Origin of the sequence: Pseudoclavibacter sp. RFBJ3, assembly GCF_002931375.1 — a bacterium.
Classification (GTDB): domain Bacteria; phylum Actinomycetota; class Actinomycetes; order Actinomycetales; family Microbacteriaceae; genus Pseudoclavibacter.
The window spans coordinates 408,634-430,834 of the sequence record NZ_PSXZ01000001.1; the positions used below are offsets into that span (position 1 = coordinate 408,634).

Annotated in this window: 18 protein-coding genes; 11 read left to right on the forward strand and 7 right to left on the reverse strand. The window is 65.7% G+C overall.

Features of this window, described 5'->3' with window-relative positions:
- The first annotated feature begins 195 nt into the window (after positions 1-195).
- From C5E07_RS19345 to C5E07_RS01945, 6 genes are all read left to right on the forward strand, one after another.
- Positions 196-801, forward strand: a complete 606-nt coding sequence (locus tag C5E07_RS19345; protein WP_181057711.1) for an SGNH/GDSL hydrolase family protein — start codon at positions 196-198, stop codon at positions 799-801.
- A 212-nt stretch (positions 802-1,013) separates the two neighbouring features.
- Positions 1,014-2,477, forward strand: coding sequence for a polysaccharide biosynthesis tyrosine autokinase (locus C5E07_RS01925; protein ID WP_104240285.1), 1,464 nt, complete (start codon positions 1,014-1,016; stop codon positions 2,475-2,477).
- A 123-nt stretch (positions 2,478-2,600) separates the two neighbouring features.
- A complete protein-coding gene (locus C5E07_RS01930) occupies positions 2,601-3,902 on the forward strand; it encodes a UDP-glucose/GDP-mannose dehydrogenase family protein (protein ID WP_104298280.1) in 1,302 nt (433 codons plus the stop codon).
- A 930-nt stretch (positions 3,903-4,832) separates the two neighbouring features.
- The gene (locus C5E07_RS01935) at positions 4,833-6,527 is read left to right on the forward strand and encodes a hypothetical protein (RefSeq protein WP_104298204.1); all 1,695 of its coding nucleotides are present in this window, start codon (positions 4,833-4,835) and stop codon (positions 6,525-6,527) included.
- Between the two features lie 60 nt (positions 6,528-6,587).
- Positions 6,588-7,178, forward strand: coding sequence for a YdcF family protein (locus tag C5E07_RS01940; protein ID WP_104298205.1), 591 nt, complete (start codon positions 6,588-6,590; stop codon positions 7,176-7,178).
- 6 nt (positions 7,179-7,184) lie between these two features.
- Positions 7,185-7,886: a PASTA domain-containing protein gene (locus C5E07_RS01945; RefSeq protein ID WP_146080467.1), complete on the forward strand. Its 702-nt coding sequence runs from the start codon at positions 7,185-7,187 to the stop codon at positions 7,884-7,886.
- On the opposite strand, the gene C5E07_RS01950 is transcribed toward C5E07_RS01945, so the two are convergent.
- The gene (locus C5E07_RS01950) at positions 7,866-9,002 is read right to left on the reverse strand and encodes a glycosyltransferase (RefSeq protein ID WP_104298207.1); all 1,137 of its coding nucleotides are present in this window, start codon (positions 9,000-9,002) and stop codon (positions 7,866-7,868) included. The genes C5E07_RS01945 and C5E07_RS01950 overlap by 21 nt on opposite strands.
- Before the next feature lie 317 nt (positions 9,003-9,319).
- Here C5E07_RS01950 and C5E07_RS01955 point away from each other — a divergent pair, with 317 nt between their 5' ends.
- Complete coding sequence (locus tag C5E07_RS01955; RefSeq protein WP_104298208.1) at positions 9,320-10,402, forward strand: glycosyltransferase family 4 protein; 1,083 nt, start codon at positions 9,320-9,322, stop codon at positions 10,400-10,402.
- Positions 10,403-10,407: 5 nt separating this feature from the next.
- The gene (locus tag C5E07_RS01960) at positions 10,408-11,469 is read left to right on the forward strand and encodes a glycosyltransferase family 4 protein (protein WP_104298209.1); all 1,062 of its coding nucleotides are present in this window, start codon (positions 10,408-10,410) and stop codon (positions 11,467-11,469) included.
- A gap of 10 nt (positions 11,470-11,479) precedes the next feature.
- Here the strand turns inward: C5E07_RS01960 and C5E07_RS01965 are convergent, their stop codons facing one another.
- The 6 genes from C5E07_RS01965 to C5E07_RS01985 form a co-directional block, all read right to left on the reverse strand.
- Positions 11,480-12,565 (reverse strand): hypothetical protein, encoded by a 1,086-nt coding sequence (locus C5E07_RS01965; protein ID WP_146080468.1) that lies wholly within the window; start codon positions 12,563-12,565, stop codon positions 11,480-11,482.
- 11 nt (positions 12,566-12,576) lie between these two features.
- Positions 12,577-13,407, reverse strand: coding sequence for a polysaccharide pyruvyl transferase family protein (locus C5E07_RS01970; RefSeq protein WP_181057713.1), 831 nt, complete (start codon positions 13,405-13,407; stop codon positions 12,577-12,579).
- A gap of 35 nt (positions 13,408-13,442) precedes the next feature.
- Positions 13,443-14,741, reverse strand: coding sequence for an O-antigen ligase (locus tag C5E07_RS19350; RefSeq protein ID WP_181057715.1), 1,299 nt, complete (start codon positions 14,739-14,741; stop codon positions 13,443-13,445).
- Positions 14,742-14,820: 79 nt separating this feature from the next.
- Positions 14,821-15,642 carry a polysaccharide pyruvyl transferase family protein gene (locus C5E07_RS01975; RefSeq protein ID WP_104298212.1) on the reverse strand — a complete coding sequence of 274 codons (822 nt, stop codon included), beginning with the start codon at positions 15,640-15,642 and terminating at the stop codon, positions 14,821-14,823.
- On the reverse strand, positions 15,633-16,565 hold the full coding sequence (locus C5E07_RS01980) for a hypothetical protein (protein WP_104298213.1): 933 nt from the start codon (positions 16,563-16,565) through the stop codon (positions 15,633-15,635). Before C5E07_RS01980 ends, C5E07_RS01975 begins: the two co-directional genes overlap by 10 nt.
- 35 nt (positions 16,566-16,600) lie before the next feature.
- On the reverse strand, positions 16,601-18,082 hold the full coding sequence (locus tag C5E07_RS01985) for a lipopolysaccharide biosynthesis protein (RefSeq protein ID WP_181057717.1): 1,482 nt from the start codon (positions 18,080-18,082) through the stop codon (positions 16,601-16,603).
- Between the two features lie 299 nt (positions 18,083-18,381).
- Here C5E07_RS01985 and C5E07_RS01990 point away from each other — a divergent pair, with 299 nt between their 5' ends.
- The 3 genes from C5E07_RS01990 (at position 18,382) to C5E07_RS02005 (ending at position 22,122) form a co-directional block, all read left to right on the forward strand.
- Positions 18,382-18,624 (forward strand): acyltransferase family protein, encoded by a 243-nt coding sequence (locus C5E07_RS01990; protein ID WP_104298215.1) that lies wholly within the window; start codon positions 18,382-18,384, stop codon positions 18,622-18,624.
- A 588-nt stretch (positions 18,625-19,212) separates the two neighbouring features.
- Complete coding sequence (locus C5E07_RS02000; RefSeq protein ID WP_104298217.1) at positions 19,213-21,123, forward strand: hypothetical protein; 1,911 nt, start codon at positions 19,213-19,215, stop codon at positions 21,121-21,123.
- A gap of 81 nt (positions 21,124-21,204) precedes the next feature.
- The gene (locus C5E07_RS02005) at positions 21,205-22,122 is read left to right on the forward strand and encodes a UTP--glucose-1-phosphate uridylyltransferase (protein WP_104240298.1); all 918 of its coding nucleotides are present in this window, start codon (positions 21,205-21,207) and stop codon (positions 22,120-22,122) included.
- Positions 22,123-22,201 lie beyond the last annotated feature (79 nt).

Here is a 22,201-nt window from a genome sequence, read left to right on the forward strand (position 1 = left end):
ATGGGCCGGTACGATCACATGGAAATGAAAACACGCAACCAGAGTGCGCGTCGTTGGCCCCAGCTGACACTGCTCGTGGTCGTGGCTCTCGCTGCGGTCGCGTTGGTGGCTTTGGCGTTCATGCCACGTGAGGCCCCCGCGGGGGCTGGCGCAGAACCTATTCTTACGATCTCCAGCTCAGAAGACGCCGGTTCGGTGACGAGCTCCGCTGGTGGTCCATCCGCTTCGGCGCCATCCGCGACCCCTGCGGGCACCGGCCTGACCGTCGCGTTCATCGGCGATTCCTACACCGAGGGTGTCGGCGCGAGCGACCCGTCGCTGCGCTGGACGACCCTGCTGGCTTCAGCCAACGGCTGGGAAGAGCTGAACCTCGGCGTGAGCGGCGCGAGCTACGGCCAGGGCCTCGAGGAGTGGAACTCCTACGCGCTCCAGGTCGAAGAGGCGATCGCGGCCGAGCCGGACGTGGTCATCGTCTCCGGCGGTCTGAACATGTCGGAGCTCGACCAGGAGCTCGGCGTCGAGTCGGTCTTCACCGACCTCCGTGCCGGTCTGCCGGATGCCCGCATCCTCGCGGTCTCGCCGTTCTGGGTCAGCACGGCGTACCCCGCCCAGCTGGCGCTCACGAGCGAGCTCATCGAGGCTGACGTCACTTCCGTCGGCGGCCAGTACCTGGATGTCGGTCACCTCTTCGAGGACGAGTTCCAGTACTTCGAGCTCGACGGCCTGCACCCGGACGACGCCGGCCACCAGCTCATCGCGAACGCGGTCGACGCCGGCCTTCCGGTGGAGATCGGCGGCTGATCGTCGCTCGGCACCGAAGTGTGGTCACTCTGCGACTGATTGATCACATTTCACGAATTTACAGCCCAATAACATCACACCAGTAGTATGAGGCCGGGCTCGCCCCAGCTTGCCTGAGATACCCCCTGCGCTCCGAACCGCGAGCCACCCGTTTCGTGCCAGCCGCGAAAGCGGCAGCGGCACGAGCGCAAGAGACACACGGACGGACCTTTATGGAACTGCGCGACTACCTGCGAATCCTGCACAAAAACTGGATCATCATCTTGATCTGCACGCTTGCGGGGGTCGCTGGCGGTGCCGGCGTCTCGCTGCTGCAGACACCGAAGTACTCCTCGACGGCGGAACTCTACGTCTCGGTGCGCTCCTCTGACGGTGCCGTTGTCCAGGAGCTGAACCAGGGAACCTCGTTCGCCCGGCAGGCAGTGCAGTCGTACACGACAGTCGTCAACAAGGAGATCGTGACCTCACGGGTCATCGCGGAGCTCGGCCTCAACATGACGCCGGCGGAACTCGCCTCCAAGATCACGGCGACCAACGAGCTCAACACGGTTGTCATCGAGATCGCGGTCACTGACGAGGACCCGGTCCAGGCCGCGTCCATCGCGAACTCCGTGGCCACGAACTTCATCGATGTGATCGTCAACGAGCTGGAGAAGCCGGACGGCGCGTCGCCCAGCCTCGTGAAGATCGAACCTGTGCAGTCGGCTCAGCCCTCGGGAACCGCCGTCAGCCCTCGAGTGCCCATGAACGTCGGATTCGGCGCCCTGATCGGGCTCCTGGTCGGTCTGGGAATCGCCTTCCTCCGCCAGTTCGTCGACACGAAGGTCCGGAGCACTCACGACATCGCGCAGATCACTGACCGTCCGATCATCGGCACGATCACGTTCGACCCGGATGCCGGCAAGCGTCCGCTCATCGTGCACGAGGAGCCGAAGAGCCCGAAGGCCGAGTCCTACCGTGCTCTGCGCACGAACCTGCGCTTCATGGACATCGAGAACACTCGCCACAGCTTCGTCGTGACGAGCTCGCTCCCCTCGGAGGGCAAGAGCACCACGTCCGCGAACATCGCGATCGCGCTCGCCGAGCAGGGCGCCAAGGTCGTCCTGGTCGATGGCGACCTCCGCAAGCCGAAGGTCGCGACCACCATGGGCGTCGACGGCTCGGTTGGTCTGACCGACCTCCTGAGCGGCCGCGCAGAGCCCAAGGACGTCCTGCAGCGCTGGGGCCGTGGTCGCCTCTACGTGCTCCCCGCCGGTCGCATCCCCCCGAACCCGAGCGAGCTGCTCGGCTCCCACACGATGCAGCAGGTCCACGACCAGCTGCTCGCCGAGCACGACTACGTCATCATCGATGCGCCCCCGCTGCTCCTCGTCACCGATGGTGCGGTGCTGAGCGAGCTCGCCCACGGCACGCTCCTCGTCGTCGCGAGCGGGCAGACCCCGCGCTCGGCGCTCGCCGGCGCGGTCGCCCAGCTCGAGGGCATCGGCTCCGAGGTCTCGGGAATCGTCGTCACGAAGGTTCCGACCAAGGGCCCTGACTCCTACGCCTACGGCTCGTACGGCGCCTACGGTGCGTACTACGGGACGGATGAGGCCGGCAACCCGACGACCGAGTACCGCAAGATCGGCACGGGGCAGATGCCGATCATCAGCGCGAAGTCCAGGCGCAACAACTAGTCCTCGAATGCGTTGCCCAGTGCGCGGAGACCTCCGAGCACTGGGCAACGCGCACGTTCCTCAAGAAATCATCCCCCAGCCCGGTCTTCAGTCAGTCGGGTGAGATTCATGGAGAAGAAGCAGATGCGAGTTTCCGTTATCGGATGCGGGTACCTGGGAGCCGTCCACGCCTCGGCGATGGCCGAGCTCGGTCACGAGGTCATCGGCATCGACGTCGACGAGCGGAAGATCGAGGCCCTGGCCGCCGGTCAGCCACCCTTCTTCGAGCCCGGTCTCCCCGAGATCCTGACGTCGGCCACGGCGAGCGGGAACCTCGAGTTCAGCACCGATATCGCAGCGGCGGCCTCAGCCACGGTGCACTTCATCGCGGTGGGCACCCCGCAGGCCAAGGACAGCGCTTCAGCTGACCTCACCTATGTTGATGCGGCGCTCTACGGGCTCCTCCCGCACCTCAAGGCCGGGGACCTCATCGTCGGCAAGTCCACGGTCCCCGTTGGAACCGCGGAGCGTCTCGCCGCCATCGTCGCCGAGCACGGAAGCGGCGCCACGCTCGCCTGGAACCCGGAGTTCCTCCGTGAGGGCTTTGCGGTCAAGGACACGCTCGAGCCCGACCGCCTCGTCTACGGCGTCGCTGACCAGACCGCGGCCGACGTCCTCGACGAGGTCTACGCGCAGGCCCTGTCCACCGGCACACCTCGCATCATCACCGACTACGCGACGGCAGAGCTCGTCAAGGTCGCGGCGAACGCGTTCCTCGCCACGAAGATCAGCTTCATCAACGCCATGGCGGAGATCTCCGAGGTCGTCGGTGCCGATGTCAAGGAGCTCGCGGATGCGATCGGACACGATGTGCGCATCGGTCGCAAGTTCTTGAACGCGGGTGTCGGGTTCGGCGGCGGCTGCCTCCCGAAGGACATCCGTGCGTTCACGGCTCGCGCCGAAGAGCTCGGACGTGGCGAGTCGGTCGCCTTCTTGAAGCAGGTGGATGCGATCAACCTGCGGCGTCGCCAGCGGGTCATCGATCTGGCTGTGGACGCGCTGGACGGATCCGTGAACGGCAAGAAGATCGCCGTGCTCGGCGTGACCTTCAAGCCGGAGTCCGATGACGTGCGTGATTCGCCTGCCCTCGACGTCGCCGTGCAGCTCAAGGGGCTCGGCGCGAACGTCGTCGCGACGGACCCGCAGGGCATCGAGAACGCCCGTCGGCGCCACCCGCAGCTTCAGTACGTCGAGTCGACCGAGGAAGCCCTCCGCGACGCCGAGGTGATCGTGCTGGTGACCGAGTGGGCCGAGTACCGTGCGCTCGACCCGGCCGCGGCAGCTCAGCTCGTCGCGAACCGCGCGATCATCGACGGCAGGAACGTGCTCGACCCGGCTGCGTGGCGTGAGGCGGGTTGGAACTTCGTCGGCATGGGACGACGCTAGCTGCGCGAGCTCGGAGGTGCAGGTGCGCGGGGAAAGGCTCTGGCGTCGAACGGGATCGTCAGAGTCCGTTCGTTGACTCGAAACATAACCCGGTTAGGCTTGGAGCGGCGCGAATGGGGCATCCCAGCTTGACTCGGCAAGTCCCGGCGACTTTCGGGGAACACTGACCCGCCAGTCGAAAGCGAGTCTCGCAGGTGTGCGCGTCACGTCCGACTTCGCCTTGATCAGCAAGGAGTGCCGAGCATGACAGAACCGTCCAAGCATGCGTTGAGTAGGCGAGGCCTCCTTCGAGCGGCCATCATCGGCGGCGCTGTTTCTACGGTCGGATTGTTCGCGGCGCAGAACCCCGCACATGCCGCGACCGCGTCGTTGGCGAAGATACGCACTCTGAGTTCGACCTGGACGCCGGCAGACCGCGCTTTGTACACGGAAACGTCAGCGATCGCTGCCTACTACGAACGCTCCCTGGCAGCGGTGACCAACGCGATGGTCGGCGATGGACCGGTAGCGGCGGGAGCCGGTCGACACGTGGCACCAAGAGGGTGGTTCACGGGCAAGTACTGGAGAGCAGCCGCGTCAACATGGTGGAACGCGCGCACTCAGGAGCACATCTCCACGCTCGCCTACTTCCTTGCGAACGACGAACCGTGGAATGTGGAGTACCGGGGTAACCGCGAGCTGAGGCTTCGACTCCTCGCTGCGATAGAAACCTACGCAGCAACACAGCTCGCGGATGGCTTCTTCCCTGAGGATTCAGGCGCACAGAGCGATGCTGCCGTTCCAAACCCGACGGTTGTGTCTGGTCTTGCTGCCACTGCATTCGGGGTGCAGGCCATGGCCTCCACCTTCGGTCTTCTCACGAAAGATCGTGCGACTGCCCCCGCAGCAGACCAAGGCGCAATTGACGCCGCGCTCTCCTCGCTGCGAAGCATGATCGGCAAAGCCGTGGCGACTGGTCTCGACCCCAACTCGCAGCTCTGGGGCCGCGCTGAGATTGACGTCGCCAATCAGCCAATCGGCATGATCGCTGCGGCAGTGCTCGCGGCCTTCGAGATACCAGACGATCGAACAGCACTTTTGGCAAACGTGCCCGCGACGTTGGCCATCATCGCTGAGCGTGGGATCTCAACAAGCGGCCACACCGTGGAGCGCAAGGCCTACGACTACGGGTACACGGCGAACGTTGCAGTTCCGGACCTTGCAGTCATCGCTCGCCTAGCTCGCGAGATGGGACGAGGAGACGTCGCCACCACGACCGAGGACATCGCCCAGCAGGTGACTAGGTTCGTGACACACACAGTGTTCTTCGAGCCGACTCCAGGACCGGATGGCTCCCCGAACTATGTGGAAGGCTTCCACTACGCTGGCCTTTCCGCCCGCAACACCGTCTTCACCTTCCAGCCCTACGATGCGATCCCCGGAGCCTGGAAGGCACCCCTCGGGAAGTCGAACCAGACGCAGAGCTCGCTGACCCCGAGTCGCGACCTGCTCGCGGTGACTCCCGAGTTCGCCGCGTTGCACCCCTCTCAGGAAGCGGTGCAGGCCTGGTTCGACAACTGGGTGAGCGACCCCGCCATGTACCCGATCACGGATTGGGCGGCGAGGGTGCTCTCCGGGAGCCGCGAGCTGCTCAGCCCACGTCGCCTTCTCGGGACGGTGCAGACCGTCGCACCCGCCCCGAGTGATGCTGAGCGTCGCGCCTCCGCCGCCGACTACCCGTATTTCACCGCCGCGTCGAGCAATACCCTGCTGGCGGACACCGCCCCGACGGCGCCCGAGATCCTGCCGCGCTGGTACGGGTTCGTGCAGAGGAAGAACTTCCATCTGGGCTTCCAGTACGGATTGAACAGACTCGAGAACCTCGCGTACGAGGGTGACACGAAAGCTCGCCCGCGCTACGGCCCGGGGATCCTCTGGACTCCGACCCGAGGCACGGTCGTCCTGTCCTCGAACGAGCCCGTCGCGAAGCTCTCGGGCTCCAAGGTGGTCAGGGACAACGAGGCCATCGACCGGAGCTGGGGCACCTACGCTGGCAAGACGGCGACCGGGTACGCCGAAGCCCTCACCCCGATGATCGCGACCTCGAGAAGCGCCTCAGGTGCGGTGATGGGCGCCGGGGAATCCACTGGGGCGTTCACGGTGACCGCCGTGAGCTCGGCGAAGTCGCCAGTCATGACGACGACCCTGCGGTTCAACGCCGGCCGGGTCTTCGGCAGCATGCAGGGCGAGCAGGACCGGTTTGTGCGACGCGTTCAGACACCCGGAAGAACCGGGTACCACTGCATCCCCCTGCTCCTGGGCCCGGAGGACCATATCGAGTTCTCCGTGCAGCCGTCTGCGGTCGTCGGTGCGGTGGTCGACAGCTCGGTGAGTGGACGCCCGCTCGTCGTGAACTCGCAGCTCAAGTCCACGCTCAGAGTATCGACCGACCGGTTCACCATCGTCACGGGCGCGAACCGAGCGAATCGGCTCACCTTCATGTTCTCCGAGGGCACCAGGGCGTCGGCGTCCGAGCTCTCGTTCCTCGTGTACGAGAAGACGTACTTGTCGACCGCGAAGCGGCGCGTGGTCGTCAAGGTCCCCCACGGGGCCGACTTCACGGAGACGATCGTGTTCGGCGACTGAGCGCCCCAGCGGCTCACACGCGAGTCACCAAGAGAGCGGGTATCGTTTCATCTTCATTCGGTGGTCACGACGACGTGCTTCCTTCTAGCTCTGGAGGTTCTTGTGCGTCGGCTCGTTCTCTGGCTTTCTGTTGGCGCGTTCGTCGTCGTCGCGGCGCTGGTCGCGGCGACGATCGTCTACGTCTTCCCGGCTTCGGACGATGTCGAGCATGCCAACGCCGTCATCGTCCTCGGACCAGCGACACCCGACCGTGTCGCGCTCGGCCAGCAACTCGTCGATGAAGGCCGCGCCGATCGCATGATCATCTCGGCGGGGAGGCCCGGCTGGGCCTACGACAAGGCCTCCATTCCCGAGTGCCGTGATCGCACAGCTGACTGCTTCATGCCGGTGCCTGCCACCACTGCCGGTGAGGCTCTGAAAATTGCGGAGATTGCTGAACGCGACAGTTGGACCTCGGTCGCAGTCGTTACCGCGACGCCACACGTCGCCCGCGCGCGGACCATCTTCGAGTCCTGCAGCGGGATCGCCGTAGATGTCGTGGCACCCCCAGCAGTACTTGAGCCTGGGGGGTGGCTCTACGAGTTCGCGTACCAAACAGGTGGCTATGCGAAATTTGCCATCGTCGGCTGCGCGCAACCCGACACGGCCTAGGCGATCATGACGACGCCAGAAACTGGTCGGTCGAAACCGCCGCTCAAGGCAGCACTGCTCTTTCTGTGCGCGGTGCTGCTTGTCGCTCTCTCCGGGGTGCTGCTCTTCTCGGTCAGCGACTTCACCCAGCCGAAGCCGCCCCCGACGTCCAGCGAGGCCCTTCCGCCGACGAGCGCCGTGGCGACCCAGGTGCCGGTCGTCGTGGGCCTCAGCGTGGACGAGGCGGCCGCGCGGCTCTTTGAGGCAGGCCTTGCACCGATCTACATCTCGGAGCGTGACATCGACTGGGAACCGGAGGACCGGATCGTCGTGACTGCCTGGCCCCAGTCCGGTGAGATCACGGAGGATGGGACGGTCGCCCTCCGCGTGTCGGCACCGGTGCGATCACCGCAGGGCAGCGGCTCGGGGAGCGATGCCCAGGCGCTTCTCGAGCGGCTGTGGCAGGTGCAGGACTTCGCAGACGGGTTCGATCGACCGCACGATGGTGGCGCCGCGAGCTGGTACGTGGGCGAGGTCAGCGGCTCAGTCAGTGACGGGCTCCAGGTCGAGCTCCGCGTAGACTCGGGCTCGGTGAGCGACACCGACCGGCGTCGCTTGGTCGCTGAGATCGGCACCCTGGTCAAGGGTACGTACCCCGATCTCGAGAAGGTCGTGCTGACCACCTCGGACGGAGTGCCGGTCGAGTGGTCAGCGGCGTCCGGCGGCTGACTTCTTCCCAGACCGCCCTCGTCGCGCCAGCTTGTCGAGGCTCTCCTCGTAGCGCGCGCACACGCCTTCCCACGAGTATTCCGCTCGGCCGCGAGCGAACGCACGAGCGCTCAGGTCCTCCTGCAGAGCTGGGTCGCCCAGGAGGCGGAGGACACCGTCCGCGATGGCTGACGGTGTGGGCTCGACGAAGACCGCCGCGTCGTCGAGCACCTCTCGGTTGTAGACGGTGTTCCGCGCCACGGTCGGTGCGGCGCACGACATCGCCTGAACGAGCGCCGGGTTCGTGCCGCCAACGCTGTGTCCATGGAAATAGGCTCCAGCGTGCTGCCAGAGCGAGTGCAACCGGTCGTCATCGCTGACGTGGCCGAGCCAGTGCACCCTGGCGTTCGCATCTGCGAGCTTCTGTGCCTTGTCGTCGAGCTCGCCACCGTAGCCGGTTGAGCCGACGATGACCACGTGGTGCGTCTTCGCGACGGTCTCCGCCGCTTCGAGGAACTCGCCCACCGTGTTCTCCGGCACGAACCTCGCGACCGCCAGGGCGTATCCGCGGTGCGTCAGGCCGGGCTCGATGGGGAGGTCCTCCGGCACATCGCCACCGTAGGGAATGAAGACACCGTCGCGACGGAAGTCCCTGCGCCAACGATCGCCGATGGCGTGCGCGTCGAAGACGAGCTCGTCCGCCCACCACGCGGTCGCCTTGGCTCCTCCTCGGAACATGGCCTTCGCCAGGCGCCCCCACTTGGCGCGATCCCACTCGATGCCGTCGACGTTGAGCAGCGTCGGGACTCCGCGTGCGCGGAGGAAGGGGAGCCAGAACCCATTGGCGACGTTCATCACGAGCGCGACGTCAGGGCGGCGCCTGGACGCGTCGAACATGGCCGTCGCGCCGTACGACAGCGTGCTGAGGGACTTCGACTCGATGCCTCGAGTCACGGGAGTGTGCACGCGTGGGTCGCGCGTCGGGTCGCCCTCTTTCGTGGAGCCATCCCTGCCGTAGACAGTCACGTCCCAGCCCTGGTCGACGAGGTACGGAGCAAGGCGCCGAACGGCTGTCTCGAAGCCGCCGTAGTAGCTCGGGTAACCGCGAGTACCGATGATCGCGACTGATCGATTCATCAGGTCAGGCCTCTTTCGCGTTGAGGTGGGAAGGGGGTGAACGTCAGTCCTGCGACTCGCAGGGCTGAGGTCGACCGACCTCCAGCGCAGGTGGGGGATGCGCTAACGGGGGGAAACGAGCGCGACGCGATGCGATAGCTCGATCACGCTACACTCTATGGCATCCCCGATGACGGTCCTGTTTCGTGCGAAGACTCATGCTTCTGCGAGTCAGGACCGAGCTGTTTGCACGTGCCTGAACCTACCGAAAGGCCCAGCCGATCGTGACTCGCGTCCTCCTTACCCATCCTGGTGCGGAGCTGTACGGAAGTGATCGCATGGCCGTAGCCTCGGTGCGTGCGCTCGTCGAAGCCGGCGACCAGGTGGATGTGGTGCTGCCGTCTGACGGACCGCTCGTGCCGCTCCTCACGGAGGCGGGCGCCAGGGTGCTCGTTCTCCCTCTTCCCGTGCTGCGCAAGGCGATGCTGCGCCCCCTCAAGCTGCTGCAGCTCGCAGCCACGATGCCGCGCACGATCGTGCGGTCGATGAGGGTCCTGCGTCGCCTCGAAACCGACGTGGTCTACGTCAACACGATCACGCAGCCCTGGTGGCTCCTCGCGGCGGCCTTGGCGAAGAAGCCGAGGCTCGTGCACGTGCGCGAAGCGGAATCAGAGCAGCCGGCGATCGTCCGCAAGGTGCTGCTCGCTCCGCTGGCACTCGCGACCCGAGTGGTCTGCAACAGTAAGGCCACTGAGCGATACGTGCTCGACGATGCGTCCGGCGTCACGGGCAAGACCTCGGTCCTGTACAACGGCAAGGACTGGGCCCCGTACGAGGCTCCGGCGTTCGAAGGGTTCGCGGAGCCCGTTCGCCTGCTCCTGGTGGGGCGCATCAGCCCTCGCAAGGGCACCGACACCGCGATCGAGGCTGTCCACCTCCTCAGGCAGCGAGGCATCGACACGAAGCTGACGCTCATCGGTGACGTGTTCGACGGGTACGAGTGGTACCGGGACGAGCTCGGCGCGCAGATCGCGAAGCACGGTCTCGAGGATGCCGTCGTCTTCGCCGGCTTCGACCCGGAGCCAGCGGAGCGCTTCGGAGAAGCGGACCTGGTGCTCGTCCCATCGCGGCTCGAGCCGTTCGGAACCGTGGCGGCCGAAGGCATGGCCGCGGGTCGGTGCACGATCGTCGCTCGCACGCAGGGTCTGGTGGAGATCGTCGACTCGGCAGAAGTCGGGCTGACCTTCGAGGCCGAGAACGCTGGGGAGCTGGCCGAGGCCTGCGCGCAGCTCATCGCCGACCCGGATCGGGCTGTGGCCATGGCTGCCGCGGGACGCGCCCGAGTCCTCGAGCGGTTCTCGACTGAGCAGTACGCGGCAGGGACGCGTTCCATCGTCGCCGAACTCGAGAAGAGCGTCTGAGCGACATGAAGGTCTGTATCGTCTCCGTCCCACTCACCACGAGGAGCGGCGTCTACCGCTCCACCTACGACCTCGTGACCGCCGCGCGGGAAGCCGGCCTCGACTGGTCCGGGATCATCGCCATGAGGCCGAGCGCACTCGGCTCCCCGCCGCAGGGCGATCTCGGAGTGCACGAGACCACGATCGACGTGCACGGCATGAAGCTGATCCCGGCGATCAGGCGGCTTCTGCTGAGCCGTGCCGAGTTCCGCGAGGCCGATGTCGTCATCACGATGATCGGCCAGAGCGACATCGCGGTGAGCGGCCTTGGAAGCAACCGGCCGAGCACGTGGGTCTCGTTCGTCCGCGGACTGCCGTGGCCGGCGCACGGTGAGGCGAAAGCGCTGCGCCGAGTGCTCCAGCGAGTTCTCGTGACCCGTGCCATGCGGAAAGCCGACGAGGTCTGGGCGACGACGACGGTGCTCGCCGACGGAGTCCGCTCTGCGGTCGATCCGGTGATCGTGCCGGCTGGGGTCCCCTCGGTCGAGCGCATCGCTGACGGGTCACTGGGACGGGACGGGCACCTCGTGTTCGCCGGTCGCCTCGACCGCGACAAGCGCCCACTCTTCTTCGCTGAGATCGTGCGCCGGACGGGGGCGCTGGCCAAGGCGTTCGGCGCCGGCCCATTGCAGGGCGAGCTCGAGCAGTCACGGCCCGAGACGCTCGACATCTCCGGCTGGGTGGACCCGGCCGCCCTCTGGCAGGGAGCGACGGCCTTCCTCGGCACGTCGAGCCGTGAGGCGTTCGGCAGGAGCGCGGTCGAGGCCGCGCAGCACGGCGTCCCCGTGATCCTCTCGCGGGACTACGGTGCCGCACCGTTCCTCATCACGGACCCCGAGCTCGTGGATGCCTTCGTGCTGCCGAGCGAGCCCGTCGAGCTGTGGGTCGACGCGGTTCAACGACTCCTCGACGACGAGGCGCTGCGGCGACGGCTCTCGGATCACCTCGTGGAGAACGCACGCGAGATCACCATCGAGCGGTCGGTTGCACGCGTCGACGCTCGCCTCCGGGAGTTGGCGGCCGGCTGAGAGCCTGCCCTCAGGCGGCTTGATCCGGAGCGGCGACTGCTGCGGCAACCCGCGCACGCATGTCCGCGGCTCGGGCGGCTCGGGCTCCGCGCAGCGCCCGGTACAGGCGCACGTGTGCGAGGCCGGTGGTCGCCCACGAGCGACGCTCGGAGAAGGCGGAGGCTGACGTGCGCCGTGCCGGGGCATCCCGATAGGCCGCTTCCAGCACCTCACCCGTGAGAGGTCCCTGGTAGAGCGTGAGGAGTTCCGACCCGACCTCTCGCTGGAGCGCGAGGTTGGAGGAGCTGACCGGCGCGAGCACGGGGCACCCGAAGCTCAGCGCGTAGATGAGGGCGCCCGAGTTGTACATCTGGAGGTACGGGAGCACCACGAGTCTGCTCTCGGCGAGCTGATCGAGAAGCTCGGGGTCTTCGACGAAGCGCGCATCGAACGCCGTGCCGGGATGCGCATCCGCGAGCTGCTGGATCGCGTGACGGTACTGCGCGTTCTTCGCGGCACCGAGGATGACCAGGCTCGACCCAGGCAGCCGCTGCTGGTCGTAGCTCTCGATGAGGGACTCGATGCCCTTGTAAGGGCGAACGAGGCCGAAGTGGAGGATCTGGTGCACCACGCGTTCCTGAGACGCCCAGCCCTCCTCCTTGTGCTGACGCAGAAGTGGGACGTAGTCCCCGTGGGGCACGGTGACCCCCAGCGAGAGGTCGTTGTCTTCTGAGCTGTTGAGGTAGATGCGCACGTCGACGGCCCGGATCAGGAGGTCGATCGCGAACGCTGTGGTCCGCCGCCCTGCTTCGTGGGGCTTGAGATTGTGCACCGTCCACACCAGCGTCTTGCGGGTGAGCCGGATGCGCATGACCAGGGCGACAAGGAGGAAGGACTTCAGGAGCTCACGCACGGCGGAAGGGGCGACGACAAGAGCGTCGGGCCAGTGCAGGTGGAAGATGTCCCAGCGGCCGATGAGCGCCGTCTTCCACGAGAAGAACTGCAGGTCGACGTCGTCGGCGAGCGCTTGTGCGAGAAATGCCGTGTACGGGTTCCCACCTCCGGGCGGCCGGTTGTAGGACATCAGCACTCTGGGCTTCGGGGGAACGCTCGACATGTTCAGTGCCCTCAGCTCGCCGTGGTCCACAGATCGGTGGGGAAGGCCGCTTCGAGGGGCGCGGGGTCCCAGGCGGCAAGCGGGTCCTCCGTCGAGGCCGTCCGGGCAGGAAGCAGCTGCAGAGCCTCGTCGAGGTTCGAGGCGATCGTCCAACTGCTCCTCCCCGTGCCGCGGAAGTAGTCCTCGTACTTGAAGACAGGCTCGACGGGAGAGGCGATGAGCACGACCGGCACGCCGAGCATCTCGGCGAAGACGAGTGCGTGGAGTGAGCTTGTGACGAGTGCCTCGCTCCCGGCGATGCGGGCTGCGATCTCGTCCACGGAGCGCCTGGGGCTGAAGAAGTCCGGGTGGCTGCGGTACTCCCGCGCGTCGTTGAGGTTCGGGATGACGCTCAAGCGCCGGGACGGGAGGAGCGGGTGCCGCGCGCGCAATCCGTCGCCCAGCAGCAGAGCCGGGTCGCCGTAGACCTCGGGGGCGTCGATTCCGCGCTCGCGGCGAAGCCATTCCCGGGTGAGCGGCCCCCGCACAGCGCGCACATCGAGTCGAGTGAAGCGGTGGGCTTGCTCGACCGTCTTGCCGTTGACGCCGGTTCCCCAGATCACGTCGTTGTCGACGGCGAAGTGCATGACGGATCCGACGGAGAAGAGCGTTCGCGTCGAGTCCACCGCCTGGTGGGGGCCCGAGCCGAGTCGGGACTCGGCGACCTGCGCGACGACCTGCGGGCCGATCAGATCACCGAAGTTGTTCTTCCGGGGCCCGAATGTGCGACCTGCGAGTCGCAGACGACGGTACCGGTGGGGGTTCCACATGAATGCGGGCACACCGTGGACGTGCTTGAGCACAGGCTTCTCCTGGAATGTTCGTTGGGAGGGAGTCGTCAGCGCAAGCGCAGACCCTTGGCAGCGGGACGGATCGGCAGGGCGGCGACCGGCGGCGGCAGTTCGACGGGCTTCTTCGCGAGCTTCCCGCTGAAGTAGCCGAATGTGAAGAACCAGATGTGGAGCAGGAAGCCTCCTGCGAATCCCCATCCGGTCAAGCCCACGACGATCATTGCCATGGTCAGGGTGAAGAGCGCGAGCCCGGAATCTGAGTGCTGATTCTTCCTGTTGTAGTCGCGAAGGCCCTTGATCACCAGAGCGACCATCGGTCCAAAGAAGAGGAGTGCCCCTACGACACCTTGTTCTGCCGTGACGTAGTAGAACACGTTGTGCACAGGCCACCCACGCGCGGTGAGCGCATCGAACTGGCCGAAGTAGGTGATGTAGTTTCCCGGCCCGATGCCGAGCATGAGATTTCTACCGATGTGCTCCTGCGCGACGGCAAGGAGGTGCTCTCGTTCTCCACCGAGGGGGTCCTGCTGGAAGCGGGCGAGGATGGCATCAAGAGAGAGCGCGCCAACGAGCGCGATCGCGCCACCGAACCAGATACGTCGCTTCATGACGCCCTTGCCGCGCTGGAGAATGATCCAGAGCCCGAGCATGCCGATCAGCGCGATGAAGTTCGTGCGACTCGCTGAGAGGCCGACCCCCAGCAGGCCGGCGAGCATCGCGAACGTCGCTGCGCGAGCGACCACCTTGTCGGTGGACGTGCTCAGCGGCAGCGCGATCGCCGTCAGGCAGATGACGATCTTCCCCAGGTTGCCGGGGTGCCCAGCCGTACCCGCCGAGCGTCCGGATTCGAGGATGGATGCTTCGGAGACGGCGGCGAACCAGGAGAGGCCGAAGCTCTGGCCCAGCGCGATGAGCGCTTGGAAGCCGAGGATGGCGAGGATCGCGAAAGCAAGCCAACGTTCGAGTTGAGGAGCTGTCTCGGCCCGTCCGACGAACGTCCCGACAAACCAGGCGAGAATCGCGACGAGGATGAGCGTTAGAGCGTCTCCCGAGACGTGCGGATTCGTCCAGCCGGTGGTCACCATGAGGATCAGGTAGGCCACCAACGGGATGAAGACGACAGGAATCGGTAGCCGCGGCTTAGCGAAGATGGCGATGATGACGCAGATGAAGAGGCTCACTGTGGACAACGGCACCGGGTCGAACCCGAACAGGTACACCTGGCTGCGTGGGAAGAGCGCAAGGCCCACGAGCGCGACGAGCGCGACGGTGGTCGTGGCTCCGGCGACGCGAAGGCCAATCAGTGTCGCGACGACGATGAGGATCGGCAGGAGGACTTCGGTCATCGAACCAATTCCTTTCTCGGTGCGTCAGCGCTCTGCTGACTTTCGGGTTCCTTCATACTCACAGGTCAGAGCCGCGCCGTCACGCGGAGGATGCGGATGCGATGCCGCGTTCGACGAGTTCGGCTCGAGTGGGGAACGCGAAGTCGTCGAGGGTCTTCTGAATGTGGACCGGGGAGCCGAGGCGAGGCTCGCGCAGGGCCTCGTCGATGGAGACGGGGGTCGACCAGGGGAGGTCGACTGATGCGAAGTAGTCCTGGTACTTGAGTTCAGGCTCGCCGTTGACCGGTGCCACGAGCTTGACGGGACGTCCGAGCGCATGCGCGAAGATCAGCCCGTGGAGCGACGAGGTGTAGACGAACTCCGCGCGCAGGATCTCGCGAACCAGGTCCTCCGGCTCGCAGTCGATGCTGACGAGGGAGAACTCGCGGCGGCGGCGGAAGAGCGGCAGGTCGCGGTAATGGGGGATGAAGATGACCCGACCCGCTTCGGCCTGGGTCTCGGCGCAGGTCTTGGCGTAGATGGACTCGACTGCGAGACCGGGGTCGAGCTGTGATGTGACGTTCGAGGTGTCGTACCCGGCTTCGTCAAGGGCTCGCATCGTCAGCGGCCCACGCACGGCGCGGATGTCGGAAGGCCCCTCTGCCGCAGCAGGAAGCTCACGACCCTTCGTCCCGACCCCGCACACGATGTCACCAGGCAGCGCGCGATGGATGACGGAGCCGACGAGCAGCAGGCGCCCGCCGATGTCGGTCAGGTTGTCCGGCTCGTCGTCGTAGAGGAATCGTACGAGGTCTCGATTGAAGAGGTCGCCGGCGTTGCCGACCCGCAGCTTGCCTCGTCGGGGGATCGAGAAGCGACGGGTCCGGTCGACCGGGTCCCAGTAGAACGTCTTTACTGCCACAGTGCCTGCTCCTCGATTTCCGCGATGCCGAATTTCACGTCATTGACTCCGTAGCTGAGCCGAACCGTCGACCCGAGGACATCGGCCCCGGCGAAGTAGCTTGCGCTCAGCAGATTGCGATTGTGGACGCCTCGCCGTGGGAGAGCGCTTGCGACCGAGTGCACCAGGCGGTGCTTGGAGAACTCCACCGTCGGTGTCGTCGTGTCGAGCCGAGAGATGCGCACGGGGCGTCCGACGTAGGCGCGCTTGGACCGGATGGAGAAGCGCTCGTGCGCCATGAGCACGAGCGAGCCATCTGCGGTCAGGCAGGGCTGAGAGCCGATGGTGGTCGCTCGAGGAACCCTCACCGGGTACTGGGCGTCGTGCCGCGTGAGCTCGAAGGTGATGTCCGGCGTCTCGCCGACCTGCCCGTCGACGCGGAGGAGCGTCATGAGCGGTTGCAGGCTGTAGATGCCGCCAAGCTCCCCGTCGGAGAGCTGGTGGAACGCCCAGTTCTTCTCGATGCGCTGCCGTTCGGCGTTGGCGAGCTGCACTCGGCTCGGTGCGGACAGCACGGGGGCGACCCTCATGATGAAGATGTCGTTCTGAGCTCCGCTCGGCCATCCCGTGTTGAAGGTCGCGAACACCCCGTCCTTCGTCGCGAAGAGCTTTGGGTCGGCGACCGGGGCGACCCCGTGCGAGCCTGCGTGGGCGGTGAGATCGACGACCGTCCAGTCGTCGCTCCCGACCGGGGCCGAGGCGAGATATGCCCGGAATGGCTTCTGGCCGCTCTCGTCGAGCGCTCGGAAGGAGACATGCAGTGCGTTGTCGCGCTCGAGGACGCACACGTTGAAGACGTCGCTCAGGCCAGCGTCGTGTGCTGCCGAGCGCAGACTTGTCGACAGCGCCAGGTTCTGGCGTCTGACCAGCGTGCGAAAGACCATTCGAACGTGACTCCTCGTAGCACTGCGGGGGGATGTCACGCGGACCGGCGACGCAGTTTTCGTACCAGTCCGATGATCGTCGTCCGCTGCTCACGACCGGCGACGAACCACAGGACGCCGAGATACAGTGCGAACGCGGTGATGGCCGCTGGCACGGTGTACCCGACGACGCGGGGCTCAACCGCAGCCCACGGTGTCAGGTCGAGGATCAGCAGCAACGCGACCATCGGGACGGCGGCAATTGTACATCGGATGAGCTGCCCCATGTAGGGGCCGATGGCGATCGAGGCCTGCTTCGCCAGCAGCACGAGGCGCAGCGGCCAGAGCAGGATCACGCGGACGCTGCGGGAGAGCGCCACCCCCTGGATGCCGAACGGCAAGGCGACGAACAGCAGAATGACGCCCACGATGTTCTGGGCGAGCGCGAGTCCGAAGGCGGATTTCGCTCGACCTGCTGCGATGAGCACGCTTCCATCGAAGTAGGTCACGGAAACCAGGATGATCGACGGGATCAGGAGCTGGAACACCGGAATCGAGGCCACCCATTCCTCGCCGAAGAGGTAGGGGATGAAGTCCGGCGCGAGCAGCCCCAGGATGAGGAAGACCGGGATCGCGACTGCGGACGAGGCGAAGGTGAGGCTGCGCATGACCACGTTGGTCTTCGCGACGTCTCCCTGTGTTCGGGAGAAGGTGGTCAGCGAGACGCGGCCGACCACCGAGGTCACGAGCTCCGAGGTGATCGTGAGGATCCGCTGCGCGAAGAAGTAATAGCCGAGCGCGGTCGGATTGATGGCAGCGCCGATCACGAGCTTGTCGATGTTCGCCTGCGTCGCGCTGAGCAGCTCCACGCCGAGGACACTGAAGCCGATCGAGGCCATGGAGCGCAGCGAGGTCCAGGAGAACTCGAACTTGGGACGCCAGCGTGAGGCCGCCCAGAGCGTCACGAATCCGACGAAGCTCTGCACCAGGGCCTGCCCGACGAGCGCCCAGACGCCGTAGCCCATGATCGCCATGGGGACCGCGACGCCGGCGCCGGCCACCGTGCCCGCGAGCTTGCGGATGGAGAGCTGCTTGAAGTGGAAGTCGCGTTCGAGGAGTGCCGCCGGGGTGCTGCTCAGTGCGGCGAGCACGATCGCGATCGACTGCACACGCAGGATGTCGCCAAGCTCCGGTTCGCCGAGCAGGAGCGCGATGAGCGGCGCGCTGAAGAAGAGGGCGACGTAGATGACGACCGAGATGCCGAGGCTGGTCCAGAAGGTCGTCGACGCGTCTTTGGGCTCCAGGGTGAGCCGCTGGACGAGCACCTTGTTGAAGCTCGAGTCGACGAACACCTGCAGGATCGCGGTGAAGACCGTGGAGAGGGCGAGGAGCCCGAAGTCTCCCGGTGCGATGAACCGAGCCAGGAGCGCGAAGACGCCGAGCGCGATGAACCGCGAGGCCCATCGCTCGAGGACGATCCATCCGATGCCGCGGACAGCTTTCGCGCCGATTCCGTCGTCGTCGGGTGCAACGGTCATGGTCTGGTGGCCTCCAACTGCTGGTAGCGCGAACCAAGCGGCCCGCATGACATTATCAGGGGCGTGCAGGCTTGGGGCCCACCTTCCCCACCGTTGAACCTCGGCTGGCTGGGCCGTCTGCGAGGCTCATCCCGCGACGGTCGGACCGACGGCTTTGTGTGCTCGTGGATGTTAGTCGCACAGCTCTCTTAGGCTCGTTTTCAGTGCGAGATGCTTCGCACACCATTTGCTGCGGACCAAGCGGTCCGACTCGAGCAACCGCCCCAGAATCTGCCCTGTCGTGTACGAAAGTTAGAACCATGCGCGAATCATGGATGGACGCGATGCGAGGGATCGCGATGCTGCTTGTGGTCCTCTTTCATGCTGGTACTGGTGTCGCCTACCTCGGGGATTTCTATCCGCGTGGAATTGATGCCTTCAATCAAGTGGTCGAGCCGTACCGAATGCCGGCGCTGATGTTCTTGTCGGGTATGTTGTTGCGCAGATCGCTCTCGAAGTCAGCAGTGCCGTCCTTCGGGGGTGTAGTGCACAAGATCGGGTGACCGTATCTGCTTTGGAGCCTGATCGGCTTGGTGTTGGCTGGCGACGTCATTTTCGCTGGGGCACTGGTACGCGCAGCACCGATCAGTGGTGGATGTGTGGCTGCGACGCCCCTTTGTCTGGATTATCGCTGTCGCTTCGGCTGCGACCTCGTCATGGTTCAACGTGGTCGGATTTAAAGTAGTGTACGAACCAATTTTCGTGCTTGGGGTTATTGGGTCCATCTACTTGGCGATGCGCTTGGTACCGCTCATCCCAGCTGGGAAGCCTAGGCAATTTCTAGAGTATCTTGGTGTGAATTCGATTGTTTTGTACATTGTCCACCTCTTTGCGATTAGAGTTGCGGGAACACTGCTGGCGATGGTGGATGTGACCGACCCGTATGTGCAGTATCCGATATTCGTGATCTTTGGGCTTGGGTCAGGGATACTTCTCATGCGGATAATCAAGTGGCAACCGTGGCTGAATGGACTGTTTGTGTGGCCGTTTAGTCGCCGGGTTTCTGCGTTGTAGAGGCCGCAATTCAACTGTGCTCCTCAAATAGCGTTTTATCCACTATGCTCTTGGCATCCCCCGACGTCGGAGAACTCATGAAGAAGTTCCACGCCCTTGTATGCGCGCTGCTCGCCGGACTCCTCGTCGGAGGCGTCGCCGCAGCCCCCGCAGCGGCAGAGCCTGCCATCGTGGCGCAGGTTGCCAGCGAGGAGCCAGAGCTGCTCTCCCTGGAGATCGTGTCCTCCCTCAAGGTCAAGGGAGGCGAAGAGATCCGATTCAACTGGACCGTCCGCAGCAAAGCGGACATCGACTACTCCTACGTCAGCCTGCAAGCTGTAACCCCGAAGAGAGGGGAGCAGGACTATCAGGACGTTGGCTTCGACGTCACGGAGCCGACCACGCGGGACGGGGACATCGTCTCCGGAACGGACTCGCTCGTCGTGGGCGGGTCGTCTTGGGGTGCGCGCACTTGGTACGTCTCCGTCTTCCGGTTCATTGATGTCGAAGGCAACATCCTTTTCGCGTACCACGGCGACAACGACACAGTCGCGAATGTCCCGAGGATCCACGTCGATGGCAGGAATGGTGACAAGGACGGCCCCGAGCTCTTGTCTGTGTCCATGGAACCACCTGGTGACCTGGTGCTCGGCGACCAGTTCACCATCGACTACACCGCACGGGACCCAGCCGGAGTCGCAAGCGTCGGCTTCACCGTCTCCACTCCTGATGGGTCCGAGCGGGCAGCGGGGTCCGCGCCTGACCGTGTCGACGGGGACATCGTCTCTGGAACGGTCACCTTCACGGTCGATCGACCGTACTGGAGGATCAGCGAGTACACAGTGGTGAGTTCCCGGCTGCTCGACTCGTTCGAGAATGCGCGGGTGGTCAATGCGGCAGACAACGCGGTGCTCACCGCGCTGCCGTCCTTCAACGTGACCTACATCGGGGAGCCTGACAACTCGCCTCCCGAGTTCGTAACCGCGAGGTTCCTCTCGCCTCAGATCATCTGGGGCCAGCAGGAAGTGCTCGTCGAATGGCGGGCTCGAGACGACAGCGAGATCCAGGACATGGTGGTCATCCTTGAAGGTCCGGATGGTGAGGAGTACGTGATGTACAACCGTGGTCTGATTCCCCGGACGAAGGACGCAGACGGCCTGTTCACCAGCATCGCCTTCACTCACTTCGAGCCTCCCGCGGGCCCGGACGGGACCTACACGGTCACCGGCATCGCTTTCAGGGATATCTACTACAACATCAGCGTCGTGAATGCGGAAGACAACTGCATCCTCGCGTCCCTGCCCACCTTCACCTTCCTCGGCTACTGGGTGACCGAGCCCCCGGCGCCCACGGCTGCCCCGACGCCCAGCGAGACCGAGGTGCCGGCGGTGTGCCAGACGGCCGCCCCCACCGAGTCGCCGGTTCCGACCGAGACGGCGGTTCCGACGGAGACTGCTGTTCCGACCGAGACGGCGGTTCCGACGGGGACTGCTGTTCCAACGGAGACGGCGCTTCCGACGGAGACTGCGGTTCCGACGGAGACGGCGCTTCCGACGGAGACTGCGGTTCCGACGGAGACTGCGGTTCCGACGGAGACGGCCCTTCCGACGGAGACGGCCGTTCCGACGGAGACGACGACAGCGACCGCCGCGCCCACTTCAACCCAGGCGCCGACCGCCTCGGCTCCGCCGGAGACGGCTCCTCCCACCCAGTCCACGGAACCGGTGCCCGGTGAAACGGAGCCCGAGCCCACCTGGTGGGCAACGCCGACCGTGCATCCAGTGCCGTCCGAATCCGCGACCCGACCAGCGGCCCCCGGATCTCCGTCTGCATCATCGACCGCTGGCGTGCCGGCGGCGACCGCAGCACCGACGGATGGCGGAACAGGCCTCGCGACGACCGGAACCGACGGAGGCGGCCCTTGGGCGATCTTCCTCGCCGGGAGCGCCCTGCTCCTCGGGGCTGCCTTGTTCCTCGGGCGGCGGATGCCCACGAAGTCGCAGAAGTAGCGGACCTGCCGCGAAACGCGCAGGACCTCGCGGACCGGGCTTCGAAACCTCCTGGATACCGAATTCCAATACGCTAGCTTCATGCGCGCACCAATAACCAAGGCTGTCATCCCCGCGGCAGGCCTCGGGACTCGCTTCCTGCCTGCCACGAAGGCCATCCCGAAAGAGATGCTCCCCGTCGTCGACCGCCCCGCCATCCAATACGTCGTGGAGGAGGCTGTCGAGGCCGGCCTCTCCGACGTGCTCATGATCACCGGCAGACATAAGGCGTCGCTCGAGAACCACTTCGACCGCGTGGCCGAACTCGAGACGCTCCTCGCGGCTCGCGGTGAGCACGAGAAGCTCGCCCGCGTGAACGCCGCGACCAACCTCGCCGATGTGCACTACCTCCGTCAGGGCGACCCGCTCGGCCTCGGCCACGCCGTGCTTCGCGCCAAGCAGCACATCGGTCACGAGCCGTTCGCCGTGCTCCTCGGCGACGACATCATGTCCTCCGGCGGATCCCTGCTCAAGCGCATGATCGAGGTGCACGAGCAGACCGGCGCCAGCGTCGTCGCGCTCCAGGAGATCGACCTCGACCAGATCTCCGCGTATGGAGTCGCCGCCTACGACACGAGCATCCCGCGCGAACAGGGCGTCGTCGGCCCCGACACGATCCAGCTGACCGGGCTCGTCGAGAAGCCCGCCCGTGAAGACGCGCCCTCGAACCTCGCCGTCATCGGTCGCTACCTGCTGCGCCCCGAGGTGTTCGAGGTCCTCGAGCGCACAGCCCCCGGCCGCGGCGGGGAGATCCAGCTCACCGACGCCCTCGAGGTGCTCGCCGGCGACCCCGAGGCGTTCGGCGGAGTCGTGGGCGTCGTCTACGGCGGACGCCGCTACGACACCGGCAACAAGCTCGAGTACATCAAGGCGACCGTCGAGCTCGCGAGCCAGGACCCGAAGCTCGGTCCCGAGCTCCGCCCTTGGCTGCAGTCTTTCGCGGCGCAGATCGCCGACTGAGCCGAGACGATCACGAGACGGGGGCCCTGCGCAGGACGCGCCGGGTCCCCGTTCTGCTTCTCGCAGATCTCCGCGACCT

What these genes read in the sequence shown, in the direction of transcription:
- C5E07_RS02005 (WP_104240298.1), top strand. Translation starts at nt 21,205, where the DNA reads ATGCGCGCACCAATAACCAAGGCTGTCATCCCCGCGGCAGGCCTCGGG.
- C5E07_RS01985 (WP_181057717.1), bottom strand. Translation starts at nt 18,082, where the DNA reads ATGACCGTTGCACCCGACGACGACGGAATCGGCGCGAAAGCTGTCCGC.
- C5E07_RS01965 (WP_146080468.1), bottom strand. Translation starts at nt 12,565, where the DNA reads ATGTCGAGCGTTCCCCCGAAGCCCAGAGTGCTGATGTCCTACAACCGG.
- C5E07_RS01960 (WP_104298209.1), top strand. Translation starts at nt 10,408, where the DNA reads ATGAAGGTCTGTATCGTCTCCGTCCCACTCACCACGAGGAGCGGCGTC.
- C5E07_RS19350 (WP_181057715.1), bottom strand. Translation starts at nt 14,741, where the DNA reads ATGACCGAAGTCCTCCTGCCGATCCTCATCGTCGTCGCGACACTGATT.
- C5E07_RS01990 (WP_104298215.1), top strand. Translation starts at nt 18,382, where the DNA reads ATGCGCGAATCATGGATGGACGCGATGCGAGGGATCGCGATGCTGCTT.
- C5E07_RS01980 (WP_104298213.1), bottom strand. Translation starts at nt 16,565, where the DNA reads ATGGTCTTTCGCACGCTGGTCAGACGCCAGAACCTGGCGCTGTCGACA.
- C5E07_RS01950 (WP_104298207.1), bottom strand. Translation starts at nt 9,002, where the DNA reads ATGAATCGATCAGTCGCGATCATCGGTACTCGCGGTTACCCGAGCTAC.
- C5E07_RS02000 (WP_104298217.1), top strand. Translation starts at nt 19,213, where the DNA reads ATGAAGAAGTTCCACGCCCTTGTATGCGCGCTGCTCGCCGGACTCCTC.
- C5E07_RS01930 (WP_104298280.1), top strand. Translation starts at nt 2,601, where the DNA reads ATGCGAGTTTCCGTTATCGGATGCGGGTACCTGGGAGCCGTCCACGCC.
- C5E07_RS01955 (WP_104298208.1), top strand. Translation starts at nt 9,320, where the DNA reads ATGGCCGTAGCCTCGGTGCGTGCGCTCGTCGAAGCCGGCGACCAGGTG.
- C5E07_RS01945 (WP_146080467.1), top strand. Translation starts at nt 7,185, where the DNA reads ATGACGACGCCAGAAACTGGTCGGTCGAAACCGCCGCTCAAGGCAGCA.
- C5E07_RS01925 (WP_104240285.1), top strand. Translation starts at nt 1,014, where the DNA reads ATGGAACTGCGCGACTACCTGCGAATCCTGCACAAAAACTGGATCATC.
- C5E07_RS01935 (WP_104298204.1), top strand. Translation starts at nt 4,833, where the DNA reads ATGATCGGCAAAGCCGTGGCGACTGGTCTCGACCCCAACTCGCAGCTC.